This window comes from Shigella sp. FC1544, assembly GCF_001722145.1.
GTDB classification, from domain to species: Bacteria; Pseudomonadota; Gammaproteobacteria; order Enterobacterales; family Enterobacteriaceae; genus Escherichia; species Escherichia coli.
Map to the genome: position 1 here is coordinate 1 of NZ_MECT01000155.1, position 18,127 is coordinate 18,127.

General features: G+C 47.8%; 21 protein-coding genes and 1 pseudogene. 13 read left to right on the forward strand and 9 right to left on the reverse strand.

Translation table 11 applies throughout. From position 1 onward, the window contains the following. From BGK49_RS26240 to BGK49_RS09835, 4 genes are all read right to left on the reverse strand, one after another. A partial coding sequence (locus tag BGK49_RS26240) for an IS1 family transposase (protein ID WP_001393286.1) occupies window positions 1–147 on the reverse strand: 147 nt, incomplete at its 3' end. Window positions 148–175: 28 nt separating this feature from the next. Next, window positions 176–343: a hypothetical protein gene (locus tag BGK49_RS30150; RefSeq protein ID WP_005045084.1), complete on the reverse strand. Its 168-nt coding sequence runs from the start codon at window positions 341–343 to the stop codon at window positions 176–178. A gap of 95 nt (window positions 344–438) precedes the next feature. Further along, a complete protein-coding gene (locus tag BGK49_RS09830) occupies window positions 439–1,698 on the reverse strand; it encodes a tyrosine-type recombinase/integrase (RefSeq protein WP_024259684.1) in 1,260 nt (419 codons plus the stop codon). A 188-nt stretch (window positions 1,699–1,886) separates the two neighbouring features. Next, entirely contained in the window at window positions 1,887–2,750 is an 864-nt protein-coding gene (locus BGK49_RS09835) for a YicC/YloC family endoribonuclease (RefSeq protein ID WP_000621321.1), read from the reverse strand. Window positions 2,751–2,876: 126 nt separating this feature from the next. On the opposite strand from BGK49_RS09835, the gene rph reads away from it, so the two are divergent. Then, on the forward strand, window positions 2,877–3,593 hold the full coding sequence (gene rph, locus BGK49_RS09840; RefSeq protein ID WP_001247093.1) for a ribonuclease PH: 717 nt from the start codon (window positions 2,877–2,879) through the stop codon (window positions 3,591–3,593). A 65-nt stretch (window positions 3,594–3,658) separates the two neighbouring features. Further along, window positions 3,659–4,300, forward strand: coding sequence for an orotate phosphoribosyltransferase (gene pyrE, locus BGK49_RS09845; RefSeq protein WP_000806161.1), 642 nt, complete (start codon window positions 3,659–3,661; stop codon window positions 4,298–4,300). Window positions 4,301–4,336: 36 nt separating this feature from the next. Here pyrE and slmA read toward each other — a convergent pair whose 3' ends face one another. From slmA to coaBC, 3 genes are all read right to left on the reverse strand, one after another. Continuing rightward, window positions 4,337–4,933, reverse strand: a complete 597-nt coding sequence (slmA, locus tag BGK49_RS09850) for a nucleoid occlusion factor SlmA (protein ID WP_000818601.1) — start codon at window positions 4,931–4,933, stop codon at window positions 4,337–4,339. Between the two features lie 106 nt (window positions 4,934–5,039). Next, window positions 5,040–5,498, reverse strand: coding sequence for a dUTP diphosphatase (gene dut / locus BGK49_RS09855; protein ID WP_000976070.1), 459 nt, complete (start codon window positions 5,496–5,498; stop codon window positions 5,040–5,042). Then, window positions 5,476–6,696 (reverse strand): bifunctional phosphopantothenoylcysteine decarboxylase/phosphopantothenate--cysteine ligase CoaBC, encoded by a 1,221-nt coding sequence (gene coaBC, locus BGK49_RS09860; RefSeq protein ID WP_000050124.1) that lies wholly within the window; start codon window positions 6,694–6,696, stop codon window positions 5,476–5,478. Before coaBC ends, dut begins: the two co-directional genes overlap by 23 nt. A 171-nt stretch (window positions 6,697–6,867) precedes the next feature. Between coaBC and radC the strand changes: the two genes are divergently transcribed. The 4 genes from radC (at window position 6,868) to mutM (ending at window position 9,084) form a co-directional block, all read left to right on the forward strand. Continuing rightward, window positions 6,868–7,536: a RadC family protein gene (gene radC, locus BGK49_RS09865; RefSeq protein ID WP_001298959.1), complete on the forward strand. Its 669-nt coding sequence runs from the start codon at window positions 6,868–6,870 to the stop codon at window positions 7,534–7,536. A gap of 216 nt (window positions 7,537–7,752) precedes the next feature. Continuing rightward, on the forward strand, window positions 7,753–7,989 hold the full coding sequence (gene rpmB, locus BGK49_RS09870) for a 50S ribosomal protein L28 (RefSeq protein WP_000091955.1): 237 nt from the start codon (window positions 7,753–7,755) through the stop codon (window positions 7,987–7,989). Between the two features lie 20 nt (window positions 7,990–8,009). After that, a complete protein-coding gene (rpmG, locus tag BGK49_RS09875) occupies window positions 8,010–8,177 on the forward strand; it encodes a 50S ribosomal protein L33 (RefSeq protein ID WP_001051798.1) in 168 nt (55 codons plus the stop codon). 97 nt (window positions 8,178–8,274) lie between these two features. After that, on the forward strand, window positions 8,275–9,084 hold the full coding sequence (gene mutM / locus BGK49_RS09880) for a bifunctional DNA-formamidopyrimidine glycosylase/DNA-(apurinic or apyrimidinic site) lyase (RefSeq protein ID WP_001114533.1): 810 nt from the start codon (window positions 8,275–8,277) through the stop codon (window positions 9,082–9,084). 38 nt (window positions 9,085–9,122) lie between these two features. Here mutM and coaD read toward each other — a convergent pair whose 3' ends face one another. Both coaD and waaA read right to left on the reverse strand, forming a co-directional pair. Further along, window positions 9,123–9,602, reverse strand: a complete 480-nt coding sequence (coaD, locus tag BGK49_RS09885; protein WP_001171866.1) for a pantetheine-phosphate adenylyltransferase — start codon at window positions 9,600–9,602, stop codon at window positions 9,123–9,125. A gap of 7 nt (window positions 9,603–9,609) precedes the next feature. Beyond that, the gene (waaA, locus tag BGK49_RS09890; protein WP_000891549.1) at window positions 9,610–10,887 is read right to left on the reverse strand and encodes a lipid IV(A) 3-deoxy-D-manno-octulosonic acid transferase; all 1,278 of its coding nucleotides are present in this window, start codon (window positions 10,885–10,887) and stop codon (window positions 9,610–9,612) included. A 412-nt stretch (window positions 10,888–11,299) separates the two neighbouring features. Here waaA and rfaQ point away from each other — a divergent pair, with 412 nt between their 5' ends. The 7 genes and pseudogenes from rfaQ (at window position 11,300) to BGK49_RS09925 (ending at window position 18,065) form a co-directional block, all read left to right on the forward strand. After that, window positions 11,300–12,358, forward strand: a complete 1,059-nt coding sequence (rfaQ, locus tag BGK49_RS09895; protein WP_000359317.1) for a lipopolysaccharide core heptosyltransferase RfaQ — start codon at window positions 11,300–11,302, stop codon at window positions 12,356–12,358. Further along, window positions 12,355–13,478 (forward strand): annotated as a pseudogene (locus BGK49_RS09900) (glycosyltransferase family 4 protein). The gene rfaQ and the pseudogene BGK49_RS09900 overlap by 4 nt, the downstream one beginning before the upstream one ends. Next, on the forward strand, window positions 13,471–14,268 hold the full coding sequence (rfaP, locus tag BGK49_RS09905; RefSeq protein ID WP_004987565.1) for a lipopolysaccharide core heptose(I) kinase RfaP: 798 nt from the start codon (window positions 13,471–13,473) through the stop codon (window positions 14,266–14,268). Before BGK49_RS09900 ends, rfaP begins: the two are co-directional and overlap by 8 nt. 15 nt (window positions 14,269–14,283) lie before the next feature. Further along, window positions 14,284–15,300, forward strand: a complete 1,017-nt coding sequence (waaO, locus tag BGK49_RS09910) for a lipopolysaccharide 3-alpha-galactosyltransferase (RefSeq protein WP_001272731.1) — start codon at window positions 14,284–14,286, stop codon at window positions 15,298–15,300. A 16-nt stretch (window positions 15,301–15,316) separates the two neighbouring features. After that, window positions 15,317–16,312 (forward strand): glycosyltransferase family 8 protein, encoded by a 996-nt coding sequence (locus tag BGK49_RS09915; RefSeq protein WP_001001733.1) that lies wholly within the window; start codon window positions 15,317–15,319, stop codon window positions 16,310–16,312. A gap of 9 nt (window positions 16,313–16,321) precedes the next feature. Further along, entirely contained in the window at window positions 16,322–17,014 is a 693-nt protein-coding gene (gene rfaY / locus BGK49_RS09920) for a lipopolysaccharide core heptose(II) kinase RfaY (RefSeq protein ID WP_000633078.1), read from the forward strand. A 25-nt stretch (window positions 17,015–17,039) separates the two neighbouring features. Next, window positions 17,040–18,065 carry a UDP-galactose--(galactosyl) LPS alpha1,2-galactosyltransferase gene (locus BGK49_RS09925; RefSeq protein WP_000364785.1) on the forward strand — a complete coding sequence of 342 codons (1,026 nt, stop codon included), beginning with the start codon at window positions 17,040–17,042 and terminating at the stop codon, window positions 18,063–18,065. Window positions 18,066–18,127 lie beyond the last annotated feature (62 nt).

An 18,127-nucleotide genomic window follows, 5' to 3' on the forward strand; every position in this document is an offset into this window, starting at 1 on the left:
TTGAGAAGCGGTGTAAGTGAACTGCAGTTGCCATGTTTTACGGCAGTGAGAGCAGAGATAGCGCTGATGTCCGGCAGTGCTTTTGCCGTTACGCACCACCCCGTCAGTAGCTGAACAGGAGGGACAGCTGATAGAAACAGAAGCCACTGGAGCACCTCAAAAACACCATCATACACTAAATCAGTAAGTTGGCAGCATCACCTGTGCCGTCGTAGCCGCAAAGGTACGCGCTCAAATATATAGATTCTGCCGCCGCCATAATCAAAAGATCATCAATATCTATTTCTAATAATTCGGCTGCTCTGTTAAGCCTGAAAAAAGGGGCGGGTGGTAATTTTTTCATTGCGTCACCTTTTACGCTGCGCCTTATTTTGTGATTGAGCCAGGCGGTAAGGCTTCCCGCTTTTCGCCCCGTCGAGCTAGGCTCAATCTATTCAGTTAGTTCGCCCTTCTGAGAGGCGTTACGTTGTAGTCTTTTCCGCTTTCCAGTGCCACCAGCAGATCAGCCCACTGTGCCAGTGCTGCTTTACGCTCATCAAAATACTGATGGCGGTTATAAATCCCCTCTACGCCCTTAATGCGATGATTGAGGCATCGTTCCGCCACAACAGGATCAACACCCAACGCTGCTAAATGAGTACGTGCGGTGCGTCGAAAGTCGTGAATCGTGAAATTAGGCACATCCGGCATTTCGGCGCGAACCTTAGACAGTGCTACGGGTAAAGTGCTTTCCTGAATATGTGGGATCATTCTGTTTTGCATCTTCCTGGCCGGAAGCACCCATGCGCTATTACATGAAAAGGTGTGTAGCTCTCTCAACCATTCAACGGCTGGGGAAGGTAGAGGTATATCAATAGGGTCTCCGTTTTTGCTGCGTTCTTCCGGCAAATGCCATACCGCACCATCTAAATCAAACTCTTCCCATCGTGCGGCGCATAATTCCATTTTGCGGACGCATAACGCTAGCAGTAATTTGAACGTGACTTCGTTCTGGCGACTGAATCCCTTAGCCGTGCGCATGGCTTTGAATAGCTGGATTAACTCATCGCGGGTTAACCAGCGGTCACGGGCAGCTTCTTTCCCTCCGGCGTCTGCCACCTCAAAGGCTGAACAGGGGTTAATCTCTAGCGCGTGCCGTTTGATTCCGTAGTCGAATATGCGGCGCGTCCATCTCAGCACGTCCGTTGCTATGGTCGGCGCTCCACGGTCAACAATACCTTTCAGCATGTCATCGATATGGCGCGGTTTCACGTCCTCTACCTTCATGCTGCCAATGCAGGGGTTTATATCTTTGTCGATACGGCGGCGGAGTATATCGGGGTGCTTCCAGCGCGGGAGGATCTGACGCTCAAAGTATTCAGCGGCAAGCTCTGAAACGCGCATAGCGTTCTTCTCTGCTTCCATCTTCGCCAGTGCTTCGGTTTTGCGCTTCTGCTTCTCTCCTGCAACGTCATAGCCCAGCGCAACGCGAGCCGATAGCTCTTTGGCTGTCTCTCTGGCCTTTGATAGTGATAGCTCGCTATACGAACCAATTAGCATGGCGCGGGACTTCCCTGCGAGTTTATAGCGGAATCTCCATGTGGGGGTTTTGTCGGCTTCACGGTAACGTAGGTATAAACCGTTACCGTCTGCCCGACCCTCGAATCGCTCTCCGCTCTTAATCCATGCGCGGATCTGCATGTCTGTTAGTTTTGGCATTTTGCGAATATCCAAACTTTGAATAGGGGGTGTACACAAAGGTGTACCCAAACCTCATTGGGTACACCTTTGTGTACACCATAATCATGCGCTTTGTTGCGTCTTTATGATAGCCCATGATAACAAAAAAGCCCGCTGGGTTGCGGGCTTGGTGTGATTTATGCGTCGTCCTAAATGTTGCTGATAGCTTACTCGATATTCTGAATCTGCTCGCGCATCTGCTCAATCAACACTTTCAGCTCAATCGCGGAGTTTGTCACTTCGGCATTGATAGACTTCGACGCAAGAGTGTTCGACTCGCGGTTGAATTCCTGCATCATAAAGTCCAGACGACGACCAACGGCTTCTTTTTTCTTCAGAATGTTGTAGGTCTCTTTGACATGCGCTTCCAGGCGGTCCAGTTCTTCGGCAACGTCAATTCGTTGTGCCAGCAGAACCAGCTCCTGCTCCAGACGGTTGTTTTCCAACTGAACCTGAGCATCTTCCAGCTTCGCGACCAGACGCTCACGCTGCCATTGCAGGATTTCCGGCATATGGGCGCGGACTTTGACCACTTCGGCGGTGACGCCTTCCAGACGCTGCTCGATCAATGCTTTCAGTGCCTGACCTTCGGTTTCACGCGCGACAATAAAGTCGTCCAGCGTACCATCCAGCGCCGCGAGAATTTCAGCGGCAATGGCGTCAAGATCCTGCTCCTGGGCTGCCATCACGCCCGGCCAGCGTAGAATATCAACCGGGTTGATTTCCCCTTCGTCACTCTGCATTTTTACCCAGTTCGCGGCAGTTACCAGCTGTTTAGCCAGTTTTTCGTTGAGGATCAGCTCACCTTGCGCGCTAATATCTGGCTCATAGCGCAGGGTACATTCCACTTTACCGCGCGTCAGGCGAGAACGAATACGCTCGCGAACGACAGGTTCAAGGCTACGGAACTGCTCCGGCAGACGAAAGTAAGTTTCCAGATAACGCTGGTTTACCGAGCGCATTTCCCAGGTTGCGCTCCCCCATTCACCCTTGATTTCACGCCGGGCGTAGGCGGTCATACTGCGGATCATAGACGTTCCTGTTTATAAAAGGAGAGGTGGAAGGATTATAGCCATCGATGCCTTGTCAGGATAGGAATAACCGCCGGAAGTCCGTATAATGCGCAGCCACATTTGTTTCAAGCCGGAGATTTCAATATGCGTCCAGCAGGCCGTAGCAATAATCAGGTGCGTCCCGTTACCCTGACTCGTAACTATACAAAACATGCAGAAGGCTCGGTGCTGGTCGAATTTGGCGATACCAAAGTGTTGTGTACCGCCTCTATTGAAGAAGGCGTGCCGCGCTTCCTGAAAGGTCAGGGCCAGGGCTGGATCACCGCAGAGTACGGCATGCTGCCACGTTCTACCCACACCCGTAACGCTCGTGAAGCGGCGAAAGGTAAGCAGGGTGGACGCACAATGGAAATCCAGCGTCTGATCGCCCGTGCTCTTCGCGCGGCAGTAGATTTGAAAGCGCTGGGTGAGTTCACCATTACGCTGGACTGCGACGTGCTTCAGGCTGATGGTGGCACGCGTACCGCGTCGATTACGGGTGCCTGCGTGGCGCTGGCAGATGCGCTACAGAAGCTGGTGGAAAACGGCAAGCTGAAAACCAACCCGATGAAAGGGATGGTAGCCGCAGTTTCTGTCGGAATTGTGAATGGCGAAGCGGTTTGCGATCTGGAATACGTTGAAGACTCTGCCGCAGAGACCGACATGAACGTAGTGATGACCGAAGACGGGCGCATCATTGAAGTGCAGGGGACGGCAGAAGGCGAGCCGTTCACCCATGAAGAGCTACTCACCTTGTTGGCTCTGGCCCGAGGGGGAATCGAATCCATTGTAGCGACGCAGAAGGCGGCGCTGGCAAACTGATTTTTAAGGCGACTGATGAGTCGCCTTTTTTTTGTCTGTAGAAAAGTAAGATGAGGAGCGAAGGCATGAAACCATATCAGCGCCAGTTTATTGAATTTGCGCTTGGCAAGCAGGTGTTAAAGTTTGGCGAGTTTACGTTGAAGTCCGGGCGCAAAAGCCCCTATTTCTTCAACGCCGGGCTGTTTAATACCGGGCGCGATCTGGCACTGTTAGGCCGTTTTTACGCTGAAGCGTTGGTGGATTCCGGCCTTGAGTTCGATCTGCTGTTTGGCCCTGCTTACAAAGGGATCCCGATTGCCACCACTACCGCCGTGGCGCTGGCGGAGCATCATGACCTTGACCTGCCGTACTGCTTTAACCGCAAAGAGGCAAAAGACCACGGTGAAGGCGGCAATCTGGTTGGTAGCGCGTTACAAGGACGCGTAATGCTGGTAGATGATGTGATCACCGCCGGAACGGCGATTCGCGAATCGATGGAGATTATTCAGGCTAATGGCGCGACGCTTGCTGGCGTGTTGATTTCGCTTGATCGTCAGGAACGGGGGCGCGGCGAGATTTCGGCGATTCAGGAAGTTGAGCGTGATTACAACTGCAAAGTGATCTCTATCATCACCCTGAAAGACCTGATTGCTTACCTGGAAGAGAAGCCGGAAATGGCGGAACATCTGGCGGCGGTTAAGGCCTATCGCGAAGAGTTTGGCGTTTAAAGAAACTCGCCGGATGAAAAGTCATCCGGCGTCATATTACTGCAACTGTGCCGCAATTAGCGGCCAGCGGGCGTCAAAATCATCCGTCGGGCGGTATTTAAATTCGCTGCGGACAAAACGTGACAGCATACCTTCACAGAAGGCCAGGATCTGGCTTGCCAGCAGGGTTTCATCGGTGGTGTAACCTTCACCCTCACGCATTCTCTTTTCACGCAATACCTGACGCAGCTGCGCTTCAATACGCTCGAACAGCTGGTTGATGCGCCCTTGCAGGCGATCCTGTTCAAACATTAGCGCATGACCAGTGAGGATGCGGGTCAGGCCAGGATTACGCTCACCAAAACCGAGAAGCAGCAACACAATCAGACGCAGGCGCGCTGTGGTGTCTTTCTCATCTTTCAGAATCAGGTTGATGCGAGTAATCAGGCTATCTTCGATAAACTCAATCAGGCTATCGAACATGCGGGTCTTACTGGGGAAGTGGCGATACAGTGCCGCTTCGGAAACGCCGACAGAGGCGGCCAGTTTTGCCGTCGTGATACGTTGGCTTCCATCGCTGGATTCCAGCATCAGCGCCAGAGACTGAAGTATTTCCTCGCGACGGTTCCTTTTCGCAGTTTGTTTTTCTGCCATGTTACAAAATACCCCTGAAAATAAGCACTTGCCAGGCGGCACCCACGCTATGACCGCAAACGAAATGTTTGCGGCTATGTTATGACGTTATTCGGATGCGTATGTGTTACTGACGACCAGAGTGACCAAAGCCGCCTTCACCGCGGTCGGTGGCGTCGAAATCTTCCACCAGATTAAATTCAGCCTGTACTACCGGAACAAAAATCATCTGGGCGATGCGTTCGCCAGGTTGAATGGTGAAGCTGTCCTGACCACGGTTCCACACGGAAATCATCAACTGGCCCTGATAGTCGGAATCGATCAATCCTACCAGGTTACCAAGCACGATACCGTGCTTATGTCCCAATCCGGAGCGCGGCAGCATCATTGCCGCCAGTGAAGGATCGGCAATATGAATCGCCAGCCCGGTCGGAACCAGCGTAGTGTCACCCGGAGCCAGTTCTACGGCGTCGTCGAGACAGGCACGCAGGTCAAGTCCGGCAGAGCCAGAGGTGGCATAAGTCGGGAGCGGAAATTCCTTCCCAACGCGCGGGTCCAGAATCTTAACGTCGATTTTTTTCATCATAACGGGTCACGATCTCGTCGAGTAATAGTTGGCCAAGGAGCTCTTTGCGCTCAAGCGGTAAGACTTTATCTCCGTCCTGCCAGAAAAGGTGTAATGCGTTGTTGTCGCTGTTAAATCCTTGAGTTGGCTGGGAAACATCGTTCGCGCAGATCAGATCAAGGTTTTTACGGATACGTTTTTGCCGGGCGTATTCTTCCACATTATTTGTTTCGGCGGCAAATCCAACGACGTAGGGTCGATGGTCTTTTAGTGCGGCAACGCCTGCGACGATATCGGGGTTTTTAACCATTTTTATTGTTAATTCATCACCCTGCGTGGCCTGCTTTTTGATTTTTTCTGGGGCCACGGTAGCTGCGCGATAATCCGCCACGGCGGCGCAGCCGATAAAAATATTTTGCTGCTGTACAGAAGCATTCACGGCGGCTTCCATTTCCAGCGCGGTCATCACATCAACACGTTTAACAAACGGTGGCGTCGGTAGTGAAACCGGACCTGATACCAGCGTGACGTTCGCGCCACGACGGGCAGCGGCGGCGGCGATAGCAAAACCCATCTTGCCGGAGCTGTGATTAGAGATATAACGCACGGGATCGAGCGGTTCACGCGTCGGACCGGCGGTAATCATAATGTTCAGATGTTTCAGGTCGTTGACGGGCGAAAAATGCGCCACCGCCATATCCACAATGGTTAACGGATCGAGCATTCGCCCAGGACCGATATCACCACAAGCCTGACTGCCACTGTCTGGCCCCCAGATGAGCAAACCACGGGAAGCAAGCCCCTCTAAATTATGCTGCGTGGCAGCGGCACGGTACATCTGCTGGTTCATGGCGGGGAGCACGGCTACAGGCGCAGGTGTAGCCAGACAAATCGTCGATACCAGGTCATTCGCCATTCCGGCAGCAACACGGGCAATCAAATCTGCCGTGGCAGGGGCGAGAATCACTAAATCAGCCCATTTACCCAGCTCAATATGGCCCATAGCGGCTTCGGCTGCCGGGTCCAGCAAACTGTCGGAAACGGGATAACCAGAAACCGCCTGCAAGCTAAGTGGGGTGATAAAGGCTTTTGCCGCTTCGGTCATGGCTACGCGGACGTCGGCCCCGCGATCGCGCAAACGACGCACCAGTTCAGGGGTTTTATAGGCAGCAATACCGCCGCTAACGCCGAGAACGATTTTTTTACCGGCCAGGCTCATGATGATTTTTCCTGTTGGGTGACACCAGAAGTTGGCGATTTTATCACAATACTTTTGTTGTCGTGCCTTCACCTGAGAATCACTTTGCGAGGCGCTTTCCAGGATTGAAAACTGGCCGTCGATTTAACGGAACGGCTATGACAGGATGCGAGCACCACAAAGGAGGTGAAGGTGAAAAACAATTCACAGCTGTTGATGCCGCGCGAAAAAATGCTGAAGTTTGGTATTAGCGCCTTAACGGATGTCGAGCTGCTGGCGCTATTTCTGCGTACCGGAACGCGCGGTAAAGATGTATTAACCCTGGCAAAAGAGATGCTGGAGAATTTCGGCTCTCTTTATGGCTTGTTAACCTCTGAATATGAACAATTTAGTGGCGTTCATGGAATTGGCGTGGCGAAATTTGCCCAGTTAAAGGGGATTGCTGAACTGGCGCGGCGTTACTACAACGTGCGGATGCGTGAAGAAAGCCCTTTACTCAGCCCGGAGATGACGCGGGAATTTTTACAAAGCCAGCTTACGGGTGAGGAGCGGGAGATCTTTATGGTGATCTTTCTCGACTCACAACACCGGGTTATAACGCATAGCCGTCTTTTTTCCGGCACGCTAAACCATGTTGAAGTCCATCCTCGGGAAATTATCCGCGAAGCGATAAAAATAAACGCCTCGGCGCTGATCCTTGCACATAATCACCCTTCGGGTTGTGCTGAACCCAGTAAAGCGGATAAACTCATTACTGAACGGATAATAAAGAGTTGTCAGTTCATGGATTTACGCGTGCTCGACCATATCGTGATTGGGCGTGGAGAGTATGTTTCTTTTGCTGAACGCGGCTGGATTTAACCCGCTATGCGCGATCCTTCGGGATCTTTGTCTGTTCGGGACTTGAGCACATCGCTGAGTCAGCGTATACTACGCCACCTTTGAGAATCTCGGGTTTGGCATTTGGGCCTGGCAATCGAGAGTTCACATAGAACTGCGATGACTGGGCTGTAAAGCCTGACGAGGCGCCAATACCCCATACGAAGCTCGAGCTAATTTGATTTTTGGAGAATAGACATGTCCCGAGTCTGCCAAGTTACTGGCAAGCGTCCGGTGACCGGTAACAACCGTTCCCACGCACTGAACGCGACTAAACGCCGTTTCCTGCCGAACCTGCACTCTCACCGTTTCTGGGTTGAGAGCGAGAAGCGTTTTGTCACCCTGCGCGTATCTGCTAAAGGTATGCGTGTAATCGATAAAAAAGGCATCGATACAGTTCTGGCTGAACTGCGTGCCCGTGGCGAAAAGTACTAAGTACTTAGAGGAAATAAATCATGGCTAAAGGTATTCGTGAGAAAATCAAGCTGGTTTCTTCTGCTGGTACTGGTCACTTCTATACCACTACGAAGAACAAACGTACTAAGCCGGAAAAACTGGAACTGAAAAAATTCGATCCAGTTGTTCGCCAGCACGTGATCTACAAAGAAGCGAAAATCAAATAATTCTCGCTTTGATGTAACAAAAAACCTCGCTCCGGCGGGGTTTTTTGTTATCTGCTTGCCCCCATATTGACTGCATCTGTTCATTCCTGGAGATGCTATGCCTGAATTACCCGAAGTTGAAACCAGCCGCCGCGGCATAGAACCGCATCTCGTTGGTGCAACCATTCTTCATGCAGTGGTGCGCAACGGACGCTTGCGCTGGCCGGTTTCAGAAGAGATCTACCGTTTAAGCGACCAACCAGTGCTTAGCGTGCAGCGGCGGGCTAAATATCTGCTGCTGGAGCTGCCTGAGGGCTGGATTATCATTCATTTAGGGATGTCTGGCAGCCTGCGCATCCTTCCAGAAGAACTTCCCCCTGAAAAGCATGACCATGTGGATTTGGTGATGAGCAACGGCAAAGTGCTGCGCTACACCGATCCGCGCCGCTTTGGTGCCTGGCTGTGGACCAAAGAGCTGGAAGGGCATAATGTGCTGGCCCATCTTGGACCGGAGCCGCTTAGCGACGATTTCAATGGTGAGTATCTGCATCAGAAGTGCGCGAAGAAAAAAACGGCGATTAAACCGTGGCTGATGGATAACAAGCTGGTGGTAGGGGTAGGGAATATCTATGCCAGCGAATCACTGTTTGCGGCGGGGATCCATCCGGATCGGCTGGCGTCATCACTGTCGCTGGCAGAGTGTGAATTGTTAGCTCGGGTGATTAAAGCGGTGTTGCTGCGTTCGATTGAGCAGGGTGGTACAACGCTGAAAGATTTTCTGCAAAGTGATGGTAAACCGGGCTATTTCGCTCAGGAATTGCAGGTTTACGGGCGAAAAGGTGAGCCGTGTCGGGTGTGCGGTACGCCGATTGTGGCGACTAAACATGCGCAGCGGGCAACGTTTTATTGTCGGCAGTGCCAGAAGTAATTCATGCACGCCGGATCGCATACCATCCGGCATAAACGCTACGCTAACTTCGCCATCAGCGCCTGATGGACATTCTCCGGCAGGAAATGGGTGACATCGCCCTGATGGCGCGCCACCTCTTTCACCAACGATGAAGAGATAAACGACCACTCTTTCGACGGCATCAGAAACACACTTTCCAGTTCCGGCATTAAGTGGCGATTCATATGCGCCAGCTGCATTTCATATTCAAAATCCGCCACCGCACGCAGGCCACGAATCAGCACCGTAGCGTGTTGATTACGGGCGAAGTTCGCCATCAAATCACTAAACCCAACTACTTCCACGTTCCCCAGATGCGCGGTTGCCTGCTGTGCCAGCGCCACACGCTCTTCCAGGGTAAACATCGGTTTTTTACTGGGGCTGGCGGCAATCGCCAGAATAACGTGATCGAACATTTGCGTGGCGCGCGTCACGATATCGATATGACCATTGGTAATGGGATCGAAAGTACCCGGATAAATCGCCCGTTTTTGCATAACAACCTCAATGCGTTTTCGGTGGCAGGTAAGGTTCCAGCAGTTGAAGCAGGCGCTGTAGCGCGCCCTGGTTTTGATACAGTACTTCAACGGCATGACGGCCATAGAAACTACGGTAATCGGCGTCGGTGAGTAAAGAGGAAACCTCTTTTGCAAGCGTAGTGGCATCGGTAACGGTAATCAGCCCGCTTGCCTGCTCCAGCCGCGCGCAAATGTCTTTAAAATTAAAAGTATGCGGCCCCATCAATACCGGAATAGCGTGTGCGGCAGCTTCCAGCGGATTATGCCCACCACGTTCAACCAGTGAACCGCCAACAAAGGCGAGATCGGCAATGCCGTACAGTAACATCAACTCGCCCATCGTATCGCCAACCACAACCTGCGTGCTGGTGGAGGGGACTTCCCCTGAAGAGCGTGTGATATAGCTTAGTCCAGCCTGGCGGACAAGGTTAATCGCATCCGGGAAGCGTTCTGGATGACGGGGTACCAGGATGAGCAATAAATTCGGGAATTGCTGTAACAATACCTGATGTGCGGCGATCACCACACTCTCTTCACCTTCGTGAGTGCTGGTGGCAATCCATACCGGGCGGTGTGGTGCCCACTGGCGGCGCAGCGTCACGGCTTTAGCAGCCAACTGCGGCGTTACAGAAATATCGAATTTCAGGCTACCGGTAACGGTTACCTGGTTATTTTTTGCGCCCAGCGCCACAAAACGTGCACCATCTTCTTCATTTTGGGCGGCAATCAGCGTAATACGACGCAGCAAGCGACGGACGAATTTACCCAGTTTGGCATAACCTGCGGCCGAGCGGGCAGAGAGTCGCGCGTTCGCGATCACCAGCGGAATTTTACGTTTATGTAGCGCCGCAATCAGGTTAGGCCATAGTTCGGTTTCCATAATCAACACCAGTTTAGGGTCGACTTTATTCAGGAAACGATTAAGTGCATCGGGCAGGTCATACGGCAGATAAACGTGCTGAACATCCTTCCCGAAAGCCGATTGTACGCGCTCCGAACCGGTTGGCGTCATGGTTGTAACGGTAATCGGTAAATCAGGATAACGATGACGCAGCGCGCGCACCAACGGGATCGCCGCCAGAGTTTCACCGACGGAGACGGAGTGCAGCATAATGCCGCCTGGTTTTAGCAGATGGCGGTAAAAACCGTAACGTTCACCCCAGCGTTTTCGATAGGCCGGAGCCTTACGTCCGCGCACCCAGAGCCGTATCCAGATCAGCGGCTGAATAAGGTAGAGAAGGGCGGTGTAAAGCAATTCGAGCATAGTAAATAGCTGACTTATGGATGTGCTGGGGATTCTATGTATTTAGCTGTGGCTTTACCATTACTTTTCCCGTTTTTGACTTAAATAGCAATTTACCCGCCAATTCTTGCTGAACATCTATACTTTTTTTGTATTTTTATGCGATTCATTGATTTCTGCTGTACGTGCAGGAAGGAATCGCAGAGCAACAGTGAAAGAATATGGTTGCTAATGATTTTATTTGATTGATTTCTTTATTGAAAATCAACAATGTGCTTAAAAATCATTCGGGTCGGATTGCCGCGAAAGAAGTGATACACTAGCGCGTCAATATCAGTGCGGTATCAGTATTCAGGTAGCTGTTGAGCCTGGGGCGGTAGCGTGCTTTTTCTGCTTCACCTTAATCGGATAATCTCAACAAAAAGAGTTACTTGTGGATAAGCTATTTCGAAGAATTTTGCTCATTAAGATGCGTTTTCATGGGGATATGTTATTAACTACTCCCGTCATTAGTTCGCTGAAAAAAAATTACCCTGACGCAAAAATCGATGTGCTGCTTTATCAGGACACCATCCCGATCCTGTCTGAAAATCCAGAGATTAACGCGCTCTACGGCATAAAAAATAAAAAAGCAAAAGCCTCAGAAAAAATTGCCAACTTTTTTCATCTCATCAAGGTATTACGTGCCAATAAGTATGACCTTATCGTCAATCTCACCGATCAATGGATGGTTGCTATACTGGTTCGCTTATTAAATGCCCGTGTGAAAATTTCCCAGGATTATCATCATCGGCAGTCTGCTTTTTGGCGTAAAAGTTTCACCCATTTGGTGCCGTTGCAGGGTGGAAATGTGGTGGAAAGTAACTTATCCGTGCTGACCCCATTGGGAGTTGATTCGTTGGTGAAGCAGACAACCATGAGTTACCCGCCTGCAAGCTGGAAACGTATGCGTCGCGAACTTGATCACGCTGGTGTTGGACAAAATTATGTGGTTATCCAACCTACGGCGCGGCAAATCTTCAAATGCTGGGACAACGCCAAGTTTTCCGCTGTGATTGATGCCTTACATGCTCGTGGTTATGAAGTTGTTCTGACGTCCGGCCCAGATAAAGACGATCTGGCCTGCGTCAATGAAATTGCGCAGGGATGCCAGACGCCACCAGTAACGGCGCTGGCTGGAAAGGTGACCTTCCCGGAACTTGGTGCGTTAATCGATCATGCGCAGCTGTTTATTGGCGTTGATTCCGCACCGGCGCATATTGCCGCTGCAGTTAATACGCCGCTGATATCGCTGTTTGGTGCGACAGACCATATTTTCTGGCGTCCCTGGTCAAATAACATGATTCAATTCTGGGCGGGAGATTACCGGGAAATGCCAACGCGCGATCAGCGTGACCGAAATGAGATGTATCTTTCGGTTATTCCGGCGGCAGATGTCATTGCTGCTGTCGATAAATTACTGCCCTCCTCCACGACAGGTACGTCGTTATGATCGTTGCTTTTTGTTTATATAAATATTTTCCCTTTGGCGGTTTGCAGCGCGATTTTATGCGTATTGCTCAGACAGTCGCCGCCCGAGGTCATCATGTTCGGGTTTATACCCAGTCGTGGGAAGGCGAATACCCTGATGTATTTGAACTGATCAAAGTGCCGGTTAAATCGCATACCAATCACGGGCGCAATGCGGAGTATTTTGCCTGGGTGCAAAAACATTTACGCGAACATCCCGTCGATAAAGTCGTTGGATTCAACAAAATGCCGGGGCTGGACGTTTATTATGCCGCTGATGTTTGTTATGCCGAGAAAGTCGCGCAGGAAAAAGGCTTTTTCTATCACCTGACGTCACGTTATCGCCATTATGCCGCCTTTGAGCGGGCAACCTTCGAACAGGGCAAGCCGACACAGCTGCTGATGCTGACAGATAAGCAAATCGCCGATTTCCAGAAACATTATCAGACTGAAGCGGAGCGTTTTCATATTCTGCCACCGGGGATTTATCCTGATCGTAAATATAGCCAGCAGCCAGCTAATAGCCGTGAAATCTTCCGTAAGAAGAATGGAATAACCGAACAACAATATTTATTGTTGCAGGTCGGTTCAGACTTCACGCGTAAAGGTGTCGATCGTTCCATTGAAGCACTTGCTTCGTTACCGGATTCGCTGCGCCACAACACATTGCTATATGTTGTTGGACAGGATAAACCGCGAAAATTTGAGGCGCTGGCAGAAAAACGCGGCGTGCGCAGTAATGTTCACTTCTTCTCGGGGCGCAACGATGTCTCGGAATTAATGGCGGCGGCGGATTTATTACTGCATCCTGCCTACCAGGAAGCAGCGGGAATTGTGCTACTGGAAGCGATTACTGCAGGATTACCGGTACTAACAACAGCCGTTTGTGGCTATGCGCATTATATTGTCGACGCCAATTGCGGCGAGGCTATTGCTGAGCCATTCCGCCAGGAAACATTGAATGAGATTTTACGCAAAGCGTTAACGCAATCTTCATTGCGCAGGCCTGGGCGGAAAATGCGCGACATTATGCTGATACACAAGATTTATACAGTCTGCCAGAGAAAGCGGCGGATATCATAACGGGTGGTCTGGATGGTTGAACTTAAAGAGCCGTTTGCCACGTTATGGCGCGGTAAAGATCCTTTTGAGGAAGTTAAAACCTTGCAGGGTGAGGTTTTTCGTGAACTGGAAACTCGCCGCACTCTGCGATTTGAAATGGCGGGCAAAAGCTATTTTCTCAAATGGCATCGCGGCACGACCCTGAAAGAGATAATCAAAAATTTACTCTCATTGCGGATGCCAGTATTAGGCGCAGACCGCGAATGGAGTGCGATTCATCGACTGCGGGATGTCGGCGTTGATACTATGTATGGGGTGGCATTTGGCGAAAAAGGTATTAATCCGCTGAGCAGAACCTCGTTTATTATTACCGAAGATCTGACCCCAACCATCAGTCTGGAAGATTACTGTGCTGACTGGGCGACCAACCCACCAGATGTTCGCGTAAAGCGTATGCTTATTAAGCGTGTCGCGACGATGGTGCGCGATATGCATGCTGCGGGCATTAACCACCGTGACTGTTATATCTGTCATTTCCTGCTGCACTTGCCTTTTTCCGGTAAGGAAGAGGAGTTAAAAATTTCGGTAATTGACCTACACCGGGCGCAGCTTCGCACGCGCGTTCCACGTCGTTGGCGCGATAAAGATCTTATAGGGCTTTATTTTTCTTCAATGAATATTGGCCTGACTCAGCGGGATATCTGGCGGTTTATGAAAGTGTATTTTGCCGCCCCGCTTAAAGACATTCTCAAGCAGGAACAAGGACTGCTGTCGCAAGCAGAAGCAAAAGCCACAAAAATCAGGGAAAGAACGATTCGAAAATCGTTGTAATTTCCGGAGAGAAATATGAGTGCCCACTATTTTAATCCACAAGAGATGATCAATAAGACAATCATCTTCGATGAAAGGCCAGCGGCGTCAGTGGCATCATCATTCCATGTTGCTTATGGCATTGATAAAAACTTTCTTTTTGGTTGTGGTGTTTCAATCACGTCAGTTTTGTTACATAACAACGACGTGAGTTTTGTTTTCCACGTTTTTATTGATGATATCCCTGAAGCCGATATCCAGCGTTTAGCCCAATTGGCGAAAAGCTATCGTACCTGTATCCAGATCCATCTAGTAAATTGTGAACGGCTTAAGGCATTACCGACGACCAAAAATTGGTCTATTGCCATGTATTTCCGTTTTGTAATTGCAGATTACTTTATTGATCAACAAGATAAGATCCTTTACCTGGATGCTGATATCGCCTGTCAGGGAAACTTAAAGCCGCTGATAACAATGGATCTTGCCAATAACGTTGCTGCTGTTGTTACTGAACGCGATGCTAACTGGTGGTCGTTACGGGGTCAAAGTCTGCAGTGTAATGAACTTGAAAAGGGCTACTTTAATTCAGGTGTCCTGTTAATTAATACACTAGCGTGGGCGCAGGAGTCCGTTTCTGCTAAAGCGATGTCGATGCTTGCTGATAAAGCCATAGTTTCCCGTTTCACCTATATGGATCAAGATATCCTTAATCTTATCCTGTTAGGGAAAGTTAAATTCATTGATGCTAAATACAATACGCAATTTAGTTTAAATTATGAATTAAAAAAATCATTTGTTTGTCCAATTAATGATGAAACCGTATTAATTCATTATGTCGGCCCGACAAAACCCTGGCATTACTGGGCCGGTTATCCAAGTGCGCAACCTTTTATCAAAGCCAAAGAAGCATCGCCCTGGAAAAATGAACCGTTAATGCGGCCAGTTAACTCAAACTATGCTCGTTATTGCGCCAAGCATAATTTTAAACAAAATAAACCAATTAACGGGATAATGAATTATATTTATTATTTTTATTTAAAGATAATAAAATGAAATTGAGAAAAGTTAAATGAATGAATTTATAAAAGAACGGTTTTCGTATTTAGCAGATAATAAAAAAGAAAACGTCCCAGAGCTAAATGTTTCCTACGGTATCGATAAGAATTTTTTGTATGGTGCTGGCGTTTCAATTTCTTCCGTTTTGATTAATAATTCAGATATTAATTTTGTCTTTCATGTTTTCACTGATTATGTGGATGATGATTATTTAAAGTCATTTAATGAAACAGCAAAACAATTTAATACCTCAATTATTGTATATTTAATTGACCCCAAATACTTTGCTGATCTGCCGACGTCACAGTTTTGGTCATACGCGACATACTTCAGGGTATTGTCTTTTGAATATCTGAGTGAAAGTATTTCCACACTGCTGTATCTGGATGCCGATGTTGTTTGTAAAGGAAGCCTGAAACCTCTCACAGAAATTATATTTAAAGATGAGTTTGCTGCGGTCATTCCTGACAATGATAGTACTCAGGCGGCATGTGCAAAACGCCTCAACATTCCCGAAATGAATGGACGTTATTTCAATGCAGGCGTTATCTATGTCAATCTTAAAAAATGGCATGAAGCAAATTTGACACCGTATTTACTCAAACTTTTACGAGGGGAAACTAAATATGGCTCTCTTAAATATTTAGATCAGGATGCGTTGAATATCGCATTTAATATGAATAATATCTACCTTGCGAAGGATTTTGATACTATTTATACCCTGAAAAACGAACTTTATGATCGTAGTCATCGAAAGTATCAGCAAACCATTACCGATAAAACAGTGTTGATTCACTATACAGGGATAACTAAACCATGGCATAGCTGGGCTGGATATCCGTCTGCATCATACTTTAATATCGCGCGTGAACAATCTCCCTGGAAGAAATATCCTCTTAAAGAGGCGCGGACTGTTGCAGAAATGCAGAAACAATATAAGCATCTGTTTGCCCATGGTGAGTATATAAAAGGCATAACTTCATTAATTAAGTACAAGCTTAAGAAATAAATTACTCTTATGATTACAAGTATACGTTATCGCGGCTTCTCATTTTATTATAAAGATAATGATAATAAATATAAAGAAATCTTTGATGAAATACTGGCCTATAATTTTAAAACAGTAAAAGTATTATGTAATATTGATGATACCAAAGTATCGTTGATTGATACGAAATATGGTCGCTATGTTTTTAAAGTCTTTGCTCCGAAAACGAAAAGGAATGAACGTTTTTTAAAATCTTTTGTAAAAGGTGACTACTATCAGAATTTGATCGTTGAAACCGATCGTGTCAGAAGTGCAGGTCTTACTTTTCCTAATGATTTTTATTTTCTGGCTGAGCGTAAAATTTTCAACTATGCCAGTGTTTTTATCATGCTTATCGAGTATGTCGAGGGCGTAGAGCTCAATGATATGCCGATTATTCCAGAAAATGTTAAAGCAGAAATTAAGGCTTCAATGGAAAAATTGCATGCCTTAAATATGCTATCGGGCGACCCACACCGGGGTAACTTTATCGTTAGTAAAGATGGTGTCAGGATAATTGACCTATCCGGTAAAAGCTGTACGGCAGAGCGTAAAGCTCGTGATCGTCTGGCCATGGAACGTCACCTGGGTATTGCCAACGAAATAAAAGATTATGGCTACTATTCAGTAATCTACAGAACCAAACTACGCAAATTTATTAAAAAATTAAAAGGCAAAGCGTAAACCACACAGTCAAAACGGAACCAACATGGATTTATTAGCTGAGAGTATTACTGAAGTCGCTGTCTCTGGGGAAATTGCTAACACCGATCGTGTGTTAAATATCGCTTACGGTATTGACCGTAACTTTTTATTTGGTGCGGCAGTATCTATGCAATCAGTTGTTATGCATAACCCGGACCTTGCGGTTAAGTTTCATCTCTTTACCGACTACATTGATGAAGATTATCTACAACGTGTTAATGCTTTTACCAGCAAAAATGCTAACGTTGAAGTAATAATTTATAAAGTCTCCAATGCCTTTATTGATATCTTCCCCAGCCTGAAACAGTGGTCTTATGCAACATTCTTCCGTTTAGTTGCGTTCCAGTATTTGAGTGAAACTATTGAAAATCTGTTATATATCGATGCTGATGTCATCTGTAAAGGCTCATTAGCTGGATTGCTTGATATTAATTTTGATGAGGATAAGTTCGCAGCTGTTATTAAAGATGTGCCTTTTATGCAGGAAAAACCAGCGAAGCGTCTGGCTATAGAGGGACTTCCAGGGAATTATTTCAACGCCGGTGTAGTATATCTGCAGCTTGAAGCATGGGCGAAAAATGATTTTATGAATAAAGCCATTGCTATGCTGGCAAGTGACCCGCAGCACACGAAGTATAAATGCCTTGATCAGGATATTTTAAATATTCTGTTCTTTGGTCATTGTAATTTTATTAGCGGCGATTATGATTGCTTTTATGGCATTGACTATGAGTTAAAAAATAAAAGCGATGAAGATTATAAAAAGACCATTACCGATGATACTAAGCTGATTCATTATGTTGGCGTAACGAAGCCCTGGAACGACTGGACGAATTATCCCTGCCAGAAGTATTTTAATGAGGCTTATCAGGATTCTTGCTGGAATGATGTGGCGTTTATTCCAGCCACGAATGAAAAGCAGTATCAAGTGAAATATCAACATGCAAAGAAAAATGGTGATACGTTTAACGCTTTTATTTACTTCATTAAATTTAAATTAAATAAGTATAAAAGAAAACTATTTGGATAATAATAAAAATCATGGATGTCTGAGTTACAATAATAATTAAGGATGAGTACTATCATATTTTA